This is a genomic window from Flavonifractor plautii ATCC 29863, from assembly GCF_000239295.1.
GTDB classification, from domain to species: domain Bacteria; phylum Bacillota; class Clostridia; order Oscillospirales; family Oscillospiraceae; genus Flavonifractor; species Flavonifractor plautii.
The window spans coordinates 32,882-42,122 of record NZ_JH417693.1 but is presented as its reverse complement, the minus strand read 5'-3'; the positions used below and the strand labels follow the sequence as shown (position 1 = coordinate 42,122).

Annotated in this window: 7 protein-coding genes, 1 tRNA gene and 1 pseudogene; 1 reads left to right on the top strand and 8 read right to left on the bottom strand. The window is 60.7% G+C overall.

All coding sequences use genetic code 11. The features are described from left to right. Window positions 1-42: 42 nt before the first annotated feature. The 6 genes and pseudogenes from HMPREF0372_RS21315 to HMPREF0372_RS05440 form a co-directional block, all read right to left on the bottom strand. A complete protein-coding gene (locus tag HMPREF0372_RS21315; protein WP_007489638.1) occupies window positions 43-426 on the bottom strand; it encodes an ABC transporter substrate-binding protein in 384 nt (127 codons plus the stop codon). A gap of 230 nt (window positions 427-656) precedes the next feature. Next, on the bottom strand, window positions 657-959 hold the full coding sequence (locus tag HMPREF0372_RS21310; protein WP_009259615.1) for a hypothetical protein: 303 nt from the start codon (window positions 957-959) through the stop codon (window positions 657-659). A gap of 45 nt (window positions 960-1,004) precedes the next feature. Next, window positions 1,005-1,304, bottom strand: a pseudogene (locus HMPREF0372_RS05455) (ATP-binding cassette domain-containing protein); the annotation flags it as partial. A 144-nt stretch (window positions 1,305-1,448) separates the two neighbouring features. Continuing rightward, on the bottom strand, window positions 1,449-2,126 hold the full coding sequence (locus tag HMPREF0372_RS05450; RefSeq protein ID WP_007489636.1) for a hypothetical protein: 678 nt from the start codon (window positions 2,124-2,126) through the stop codon (window positions 1,449-1,451). Between the two features lie 233 nt (window positions 2,127-2,359). After that, complete coding sequence (locus HMPREF0372_RS05445) at window positions 2,360-2,947, bottom strand: hypothetical protein (protein ID WP_007489633.1); 588 nt, start codon at window positions 2,945-2,947, stop codon at window positions 2,360-2,362. 432 nt (window positions 2,948-3,379) lie between these two features. Beyond that, a tRNA-Thr gene (locus HMPREF0372_RS05440) sits at window positions 3,380-3,455 on the bottom strand. A 146-nt stretch (window positions 3,456-3,601) separates the two neighbouring features. Here HMPREF0372_RS05440 and HMPREF0372_RS05435 point away from each other — a divergent pair. After that, on the top strand, window positions 3,602-4,135 hold the full coding sequence (locus HMPREF0372_RS05435; RefSeq protein ID WP_007489631.1) for a DUF4364 family protein: 534 nt from the start codon (window positions 3,602-3,604) through the stop codon (window positions 4,133-4,135). 41 nt (window positions 4,136-4,176) lie between these two features. Here HMPREF0372_RS05435 and cls read toward each other — a convergent pair whose 3' ends face one another. Together cls and HMPREF0372_RS05425 are read right to left on the bottom strand one after the other, a co-directional pair. Continuing rightward, window positions 4,177-5,721: a cardiolipin synthase gene (cls, locus tag HMPREF0372_RS05430; protein WP_089413468.1), complete on the bottom strand. Its 1,545-nt coding sequence runs from the start codon at window positions 5,719-5,721 to the stop codon at window positions 4,177-4,179. Window positions 5,722-5,733: 12 nt separating this feature from the next. Continuing rightward, window positions 5,734-9,210, bottom strand: a complete 3,477-nt coding sequence (locus tag HMPREF0372_RS05425) for a DNA polymerase III subunit alpha (protein WP_007489629.1) — start codon at window positions 9,208-9,210, stop codon at window positions 5,734-5,736. Window positions 9,211-9,241: the final 31 nt, after the last annotated feature.

Below are 9,241 nucleotides of genomic sequence, written 5' to 3'. Positions count from 1 at the left end.
GACCGGGATGAGCGGCGCTCATCCCGGTCCGCTCTGCGGTATTTACTTCAGCAGGGGATCCTCAAGATCCCGGAGCATCCGGTCCAGCGCGGTGATGCCGCCCTCGGCGGTGTACCACACGGCGGGATGGGCCAGGTAGACGATCCTGCCGTCCCGGTAGGCGGCGGTGCCCTTCATCAGCTCGTTCTCCACCACTTCCTGGGCCAGCTTGGCCCCGTCGGTGCCAATGGCGGCATCCCGGTCCAGAACAAAGAGATAGTCGGGGTCCTTGTCCACGAGGAACTCGAAGCTGGCCTCGTTGCCGTGGGTGGAGATGCCGGGCTGTGCGTCCGCCCCCACGTTGGCAAAGCCCGCTTCCCGGCCGATGAGGGAGCAGCGGCCGTCGTTGCCCAGCACATTGAAGCCGCCGCTGGTAACCAGGCCCACACAATGGCGGTTCGGCCTTCGGAAAAGGAGGCCAGGGCCGCCACGCGGCTGTCAAAGTCGGTCATGAGTTCCCCGGCCGTGTCCTCCAGGCCGAACAGGGAGGCGATGGCCCTGGTGTTCTGCCGCACGCTCTCCACCACACCCAGGTCACTGTCGGTGGCCAGATAGACCACCGGGGCGATCTGGCTGAGGGCGTCGTAGCTGCCGGCCAGCCAGCCCCCCAATGAAGATCACGTCGGGGCCACAGGCCATGACGGCCTCCAGGCCGGCCTCTTTGATGGTGCCCAGGCAGGACACCTCGCCGCCGACGTAGTTTGGAGATAGTCCAGGCTGGTGAGGGTGGCCATATCCAGAACGGCGATGCGCTGGGGATCATAGGGGGCCGCTACCTCGGCGGGCTCCTTTTGGGCGTTGAGGGCGGTAAGGGGCACCGTATCCCCCTGGGGCTGTGGAGCGGCTCCTGTGCCGCAGGCCGCCAGAGACAGGGCCAGGGCAAGGACCAGGGAGAGAGCGCGCGGGGGTTTCTTCTTCATGTGGTGGTTCTCCTTTTCGACAAAAGTACTGAAAACTCGGAGGCTTCAATAGTAGATGGACAGAGGCCGGCCCGCGATGGTCATGATCTTGAAGTCCACCTGGTAGAGCTCCGACAGGGTTTCTTTGGTCATTACCTCCTCCACAGTGCCGAACTTGGCGACCCTGCCGTCCTGAAGAGCGCAGATGTAGTCGGAGTAGAAGGCGGCCTAGTTGATCTCGTGGAGAACCAGGATTACCGTCTTGCTCAGCTCGTCGCACAGCCGCCGGACGGTCTTCATGAGATTGGCGGCGTGGTGGATGTCCAGGTCGTTGGTGGGCTCGTCCAGCAGGACATACTCGGTGTCCTAGGCAATGACCATATTCAGGGCAACGGGACTTTCCCTTTCCGGGGCCAGCACCTGCGTCACCTCCCAGGGAAGCATGACAGCCTCATACCGGATGTTGGCCGTGCCCAAGTCCAGGCCGGACTGCTGTATGCCGCGCTTGAGCTACTGCTCAGAACAGGGCAGGGTCAGCCATGTGGTCTCGCTTGATCCCTCCGGCGCATTCTTCGGGAAAATACCCACCACCAGCATGGCGGGCTGACAGAGATAGCATGGGAAGTGCTGGCCATCGTAGTGGTGTTCCAGCTTCATGTCGTTGTCATAGACCACGCCGTAGGGGGTGACGCAGGTGCTTTCACTGTTGAGGATCAGATCCAGCGCCGCCTTGCGGGCATCCAGCCGTTCCAACTCCTCAGTGCTGCAGCTCCCGCCGTTCAGGGGCATATAGTGCCGGCGGCCAATGTCCTCCAAATCGGAAAAGTCTGTGATGATCCTGGCCTGCTGACACCAGAAGGTCAGGTTGATTAGGTCAGTCATCTCGAACAGGCCCCATTTCACTGTCATCGCCTGGAATTTGGCGGCTTCATTGATGTCAGAGCTGTCCAGCCGCTTGGCCAGATAGTCCAGCTCGTCCACGTTGACCGCTACCTTCTCCAGCCGCTTCAGGATGAGAAAACTGCTGTTGAGCTCATCCACCCGGCAGTCCCGGCCGACCGGGTCACCGATACCCAAAGAGGCCAGGGCTGCCACCGTGTCGTCATAGGCGCCCCGGGAGATGGGAAAAGGGACTGTGAGCTGGCCGTACTCCGGGTGCCGCGAATTACTCAGGACTGCGTGCATCATCCGTTTTCCCTCCCGTATGGATTTTTTTCATCCTAGTCCGCAGGCATTCCCCGGCGGTGCTCCAGCAGAGGAAGCCATGGGCTGGGTAGGGGCAGCCCCGGCACAGGTCTGAGCGGGTGCACACCGGCACGGGCGGAGCGTCCGCCGGATGATCCGGGGCGTACAGCTTGTGGGTACAGGAGGCAAATAAATGCCGGGCATAGTAAAAGGCGGCGCCTTTGTCGGCGCCGCCTTCACATAGACTGTTCAATGCTTGGCCCCTCTTTTTGTAGTTGATTTTGCTTCGGTTCGGGTAACTGGGATCGAATCTGGTCCAGAATGCGCTGGCACCGGGATTCCTGCCGGTAGGAGGCGGGGCCCTCGCCGCATAGGAAGCCCTGTGCCGCCTGGCGCAGCTCCTCCAACCGCTCCCGGTCAAAAACCTGCTCCCTGGCCATCAGCCCGGAGCGGAAGGTGAAGTCCTCCTTGGCGGTTTGGTAGTCCTCCATGTAGTAGTGGCCGTTGCTGACGCCTCTTCGGTCATAGTCCCAGGCCCAGGTGACGAATTGAGCCCCCAGCAGGGTCTTTTTCCCGGCCAGTACCGTACCGTTGAATTCTGCCAGCACCCGGTAGCCGTCTGCCAGGCTCTCCGCCTTCAGCGGCGGGGCCGTCTCCAGGAGCTTCATGTACTTCATTATCGTCCCCGCCGCCTCCGTGACCCGGCACAGGACGCGGCCGTTCCACTCCACTGGGAGCAGGCCGTCCTCCTCCACCGGCCGGGGTAGCAGCTCCCGCCGCCGCAGGGCGCAGGACAGCTCCTCAAAATAGGTTTCTTTGGTCATGCGCTTTTACCTCCTTCTCCGTGCAAAACGCCTTTTTTCAATGGCCGCTCCTGAGCTGCTGCTTGTGAACGCCATCATGCCATCTTATCCACGAAAAAGCTATTCAGCAAAGCGGACATAAAAGTGTGTGCCCTTTTTGAATTCGCCGGGCAGCAAAAAAGCGCCGGCCTGCTGGTTGACGAAACCAACAAACCGGCGCACTAATTTTTGTATATCATTTTTTCGGATTTTTGTGCCCTGACTGTGTTCAAATAGGGCGCTGATCCCTGTCGGGGGCTCGGAAACTGGGGCAAGCCAGGGGAAGGCCCCTCCGAGGCCCCGGAATACCTCGAAAATATCTTTTTTAGAACACAAATTTCAGGAAAATAAAAAAGCCGCACCCTCTGATACTCTAAGCGTCCCGCTTAAAATATCCAGATTGGTGTGGCTTTATGGAGCTGGAAACGTGACTTGAACACGCGACCTGCTGATTACGAATCAGCTGCTCTACCGACTGAGCTATTCCAGCATATATTTGTTACCGACAGTATAGGATAATACCATATTTTTAGACCAGCGTCAAGTCAAAAATACCTCTTGTGATTTTCTCAACCTTTCGGTATAATAAATAAATACATATTATGTTTGACTCGTCTATTGGAAAGGAGTTCCCAGATGGCTCGCTACGGCTTTATCCACGACAAGCTGGACATTAAATTTTTGATCCTCTATTTTATGGCCCGGGTCGCGGCGCCCATCGACTTTCCGACACTGACGGAGCTGACGGTCTGCGATGACGGCATTGGCTACTTTGAGTTTGCCGAGGCGGTTTCTGAATTGGTGGAGAGCGGCCATCTGACACTGGAGGACGGGCTCTATTCGATCACGGAAAAAGGCCGGGAAAACGGCGCAGCCTGTGAGAGCAGCCTCCCCTACTCGGTCAAGCGCAACTGTAGCGCCCAGTTGGTAAAACTCAACGGGATTCTGCGGCGCAATGCTCAAGTACGTGCGGAGACGGAGCCCCGGCCGGAGGGCGGGTACTCAGCCCGGATGTTTCTGGACGATGACGGGGGCAATCTGTTCACCCTGGAGCTGTTCTGCGGCTCCCAGGAGCAGGCCAACCGCCTGGCGGAGAGCTTCAAGGCCGAGCCGGAGCGGATTTACAATGAGGTTCTCTCCGCACTGCTGGAACACGAGGAGAAGGATTGAAGCGGAATAAGGCCGCCCCCTGTGGGGGCGGCCTTATTTTGTCACAGCAGCGGGGCCAGCACCCGCAGAATGGAGCGGAAGAGGCGGCGTATCCAGGAGTGGCCGAGGCACTGCTCCAGCGTCACCGGCTGGCTGCGGAACTGCGTGTTGATGAAATCCCGCTTGATGTCGAGTACCGTGGGGTCGTGGTAGAGCAGCACCGCGTCCTCAAAGTGGAGGAACATACTGCGGTAGTCCAGATTGATAGAGCCTACCACTCCGCAGCAGTCGTCCGTGACCATGACCTTGGCATGGACAAAGCCGGGCGTATACTCAAAAATCTGTACGCCCGCCTCCAACAGGGACTCGTAGTGGGAACGGGTTAGCTCAAAAACCAATGCCTTGTCCGGGATATGCGGGGTGATGATGCGCACGTCCACCCCCGACTTGGCCGCGTTGCACAGGGCCGTATTGACGCTGTCACTGATGATCAGATAGGGCGTCATGGCGTACACATAGCGCTCGGCCTTGTTGATAAGGTTGAGGTAGACCGCCTCCCCCACCGCCTCCTCGTCCAGAGGGTTATCCGCGTAGGGCTGGACATAGTACCCCGCTCCCTGCGCGGCCTCCGGCGGCAGCTTGTCCGGCCGGAAGCGGCGGTAGTCCTCCTCCACGTCCCGGGTGTACTCCCACATGGTCAGGAACATGACGGTCATGCTCCACACCGCCTCCCCCTTGAGGAGAATGGCCGTGTCTTTCCAGTGGCCATACCGCAGCTTTTGGTTGATATACTCGTCGGCCAGATTGATGCCGCCGGTAAAGGCGGTGTGGCCGTCGATAATACAGAACTTCCGGTGGTCCCGGTTGTTCATGCGGATGGAAATCACCGGCTTGAAGCGGTTGAAGCAGCAGCAGGGGATGCCGGTTTCCGCCTCAAATTTTCTGGCGTAGTTCATAGGCAGGGTGTTCAGGGAGCCCACATCGTCGTAGATCACCCGCACATCCACCCCGGCGGCATGCTTCTCCTTCAAAATCTCCACCATAGAATCCCAGAATATGCCGGGGCTAATAATGAAGTATTCCAGGAAGATATACTTTTCCGCCTTCCGCAGCTCCTCCAGCATGGCGGGAAACACATCATCCCCCAGGGGAAAATAGTGGGTATAGGTGTTGGTATAGACCGGGCAGCGGGCGTAGTGCTCCAGGTAGCGGGCCTGGTTCACCGCGTCGGCCCCAAAGGGCCTCAGCTCCTCCGCCTTGTAGTCCCGCTCCAACTGCTCCAGCATGGTGCGGTCCATACCCTGCATCTTCCGGCGCTTGCGGGCGGAGAGCTTGTTGCCACCGCAGAGCAGATACACCAGCCATCCAAAGGCCGGGAACAGCAGAATGGGGATGATCCAGGCGATTTTATACCCCGGGTCGGTCTGGCGGCTGACGATAATCAGCACCGCCAGAATGGAGAGCACCACACACCCCCAGTACACATAAATGAAGTCGCTGGAAAACCAGAGCATATAGAGCAGCAGCATCGCAGCCTGGAGGAAGATCAGCAGGGCCACAATCACCGACCGCTGAAAGAGCAGGGAGGCCAGTTTTTTAATATTCATCATCGGCTCCCCTCACCGCACGACCACATTCTCCGCGCCCAGCAGCTCGTTCAGCTCCTGGATCAGCGCGGGATGGACCAGGCAGACCGTGCCCAGCCGCTTTCCGGTATCCTCACACTTGACCACCATCTGTTCCGTGCCGGGAAACATGGTGAGCACCAGCTTGATCCTCTCCCAGCGGGGGTCGTCCAGGCTGGGTATGCGGATATAGAGCTTCTTGGCCCTCTCCTCCCCCTCCACCGGAGGCAGGTTTCCCTTCACCTGATCCAAGGGGCGTACCCGGTCGCACATGAGCTGGGGCGCCTTTTCATCCCGAACGGAGATGCGTCCCTCAGCCAGGACGGCCACCCCCTCCTTCAGGTAGGGGCCTGCCTCCCCCAGCACCCGTGCGAACACAAGCATCTCCATGGAGGCGGTGTCGTCCTCCAGCGTCACATAGGCCATCAGGCTGTTGTTGCGGGTGGTCTTGGTGCGGGAGGCGGTGATGACCCCCGCCAGGGTGACCCGCTGCTCGTCGTGGTAAATGGCCGGTCCCCCCTCCTGGGCGAAGTCCGACAGGATCGCCCCCATAGAGGCCGCCTTGCACTGCTTGACCACGTCCCGGTATTCGTCCATGGGGTGGCCGGTGAGGTAGAGTCCAGTCGTCTCCTTTTCCATGGTCATGAGCTCGTGTCGGGTAAACTCAGGGATATTTTTGACCTGGAGCTCCGGGGCGCTCTGCGTCTGATCCCCACCGCCGCCGAACAGATCGAACTGGCCCGCCAGGTTCTTGCGCTTGTTCTGGGCGATGGAGTCCACAAGCTGCTCATAGGCCTCCAGTAACCGGGAGCGGTAGATACCCATACTGTCAAAGGCGCCGCAGCGGATCAGATTCTCCAGCACACGCTTGTTCAGCTCCGCGTCGAACATCCGCTGGCAGAAATCAGGGAAGGAGACAAAGGGCCCTCCCCTGCCCCGCTCAGCCAGCACAGCGTTGATAAAGCCCCGGCCCACTCCCTTGACGGCCACCAGGCCGAAGCGGATGTGCTCGCCGGACACGGTGAAGTCGGCCTCCGACTCATTGATGTCGGGGGGCAGCAGATGGATGCCGCAGTCCCTGCACTCGGCGATATACTCAGCCACCTTCTCGCTGGAGTCCAGCACGGAGGTGAGCAGGGCGGCCATATACTCCTTGGTGTAGTGGCACTTGAACCAGGCCGTCTGGTAGCACACAATGGCGTAGGCCACCGCGTGGGCCTTGTTGAAAGCGTAATTGGCAAAGGCATAGATTTCATCATAGATGTCCTTTGCCACGTCCTCCGGGACACCGTTGGCGATGCAGCCGGCAATGGCCCGCCCGGCGTCGCCGTAGACGAAGGCCTGCCGCTCCCGCTCGATGTCCTTGACCTTCTTCTTGCTCATGGCCCGGCGCACCATGTCGGCCTGCCCCAGCGTGTAGCCCGCCAGCCTGCGGAAAATCTCGATAACCTGCTCCTGGTAGACGATGCAGCCGTAGGTGACCGAGAGGATGGGCTCCAGCATGGGGTGCTTGTACTTCACCTTGTCCGGGTTGTGCTTGCAGGCGATGAAGCGGGGAATGGAGTCCATGGGGCCGGGGCGGTAGAGGGCGATGATGGCGGTGATGTCCTCGATGTTCTGGGGCTTGAGGCCCACGCAGACGCCGGTCATGCCCGCCGACTCCATCTGGAACACGCCGGAGGTCCTGCCCTCGGAGAGCATCTGGAACACCGCCGGGTCGTTGTCCGGGATGTCTGCCAGAGAGAAGCCGGGGCGGCTCTTCTGCACCAGGCGCACCGTGTCGTCCAGGATGGTCAGGTTGCGCAGGCCAAGGAAGTCCATCTTTAAGAGGCCCAGCTCCTCCAGGGTGGTCATGACGTACTGGGTGACCACCGACTCATCGTTCTTCGCCAGGGGCACATAGTCCACCACCGGCTTCCGGGTGATGACCACGCCGGCGGCGTGGGTGGAGGCGTGGCGGGGCATGCCTTCGATGGCCTTGGCGGTGTCGATGAGGGTCCTGATCCGCTCGTCCCCTTCATAGGCGTCCCGGAGGGGTTTGGACAGCTTGAGGGCCTCGTCCAGGGTGATATGGAGTGCACCCGGGCCGCTGGGCACCTGCTTGGCCACCACATCCACGTCGGCATAGGGTATGTTCAGCGCCCGGCCCACGTCCCGGATGGCGCCCCGGGCGGCCATGGTGCCGAAGGTGACGATCTGGGCCACGTGGTCGGCGCCGTATTTATTCTGGACGTACTCAATGACCTCCTGCCGCCGCCGGATGCAGAAGTCGATGTCAATATCCGGCATGGTGACCCGCTCGGGGTTGAGGAAGCGCTCGAAGTAGAGGGAGTATTTCATCGGGTCCACGTCGGTGATGGCCATGCAGTAGGCCACCATGGAGCCGGCCGCCGAGCCCCGACCGGGGCCCACAGGGATGCCCCGCCTCTTGGCATAGCCGATGAAATCGGAGACGATGAGGAAGTAATCCACAAACCCCATCTGGCGGATAATCCCCATCTCGTAGGCCAGCCGCTCCCGGTACTCCGCCGGGGCGCCGGGGTAGCGGCGCGCGAAGCCCTCCTCGCACAGCTTCTGGAAGTAGGCGTCCCCGTCAGTGTAGCCCTCGGGCAGCTTGAACTCGGGCAGGTGGTGGACGCCGAACTGGAAGTCCATATTGCACAGCTCCGCGATTTTGACCGTGTTCTCCACCGCCTCCGGGTAGTCGGGGAACAGGGCGGCCATCTCCTCGGTGGATTTGACATACAGCTCGCTGGTCTCCATCCGCAGGCGGTTGGGATCGTCCACCGTCTTGCCCATCTGGATGCACATGAGGGTGTCCTGCATCTCCGCGTCCTCCCGGCGGAGATAGTGGGCGTCGTTGGTCACCACCAGGGGGATGCCCGTCTCCTGGTGGATGCGGATGAGCCCCTGGTTGATGGCCGGGTCGTTGGGCAGCTTGTGATCCTGGAGCTCCAGATAGTAGCCGTCCTCTCCGAACAGCGCCCGCATCTCCAGCGCCGCCGCCTTGGCCCCCTCGTAGTCCCCGGCCAGCAGCTTGCGGGGCACCTCGCCGGACTGGCAGGCCGACAGGGCGATGAGCCCCTCGGCGTGCTGGCGCAAGAGCTCCTTGTCAATGCGGGGCCTGATATAAAAGCCCTCCGTAAAGGCCGCCGAGTCCAGGAAGCACAGGTTGCGGTAGCCCACCTCGTTGCGGCACAACAGAATCAGGTGGTACATGGCCGCGTCGTACTCGTGTACCTTGTCGGTGCGCTTCCGGGGGGCCACATACACCTCGCAGCCGATGATGGGCTTGACTCCCTCCGCCTTGCACGCCTTGTAGAAGTCCACCACGCCGTACATGACGCCGTGGTCGGTGATGGCCACGGCGCTCTGGCCCAGCTCCTTCACCCGCTTGACCAGCAGGGGAATGCGGCAGGCCCCGTCCAGCAGGGAATATTCGGTGTGCACATGCAGGTGGACAAAGGACATTAGGAGTACCTCCTCTTTCTCTATTTGGTGA

Excerpts from the sequence above, each read along its gene's own strand:
- HMPREF0372_RS21310 (WP_009259615.1), bottom strand. The coding sequence starts at position 959 with ATGAAGAAGAAACCCCCGCGCGCTCTCTCCCTGGTCCTTGCCCTGGCC.
- HMPREF0372_RS05450 (WP_007489636.1), bottom strand. The coding sequence starts at position 2,126 with ATGATGCACGCAGTCCTGAGTAATTCGCGGCACCCGGAGTACGGCCAG.
- HMPREF0372_RS05445 (WP_007489633.1), bottom strand. The coding sequence starts at position 2,947 with ATGACCAAAGAAACCTATTTTGAGGAGCTGTCCTGCGCCCTGCGGCGG.
- HMPREF0372_RS05435 (WP_007489631.1), top strand. The coding sequence starts at position 3,602 with ATGGCTCGCTACGGCTTTATCCACGACAAGCTGGACATTAAATTTTTG.
- cls (WP_089413468.1), bottom strand. The coding sequence starts at position 5,721 with ATGAATATTAAAAAACTGGCCTCCCTGCTCTTTCAGCGGTCGGTGATT.
- HMPREF0372_RS05425 (WP_007489629.1), bottom strand. The coding sequence starts at position 9,210 with ATGTCCTTTGTCCACCTGCATGTGCACACCGAATATTCCCTGCTGGAC.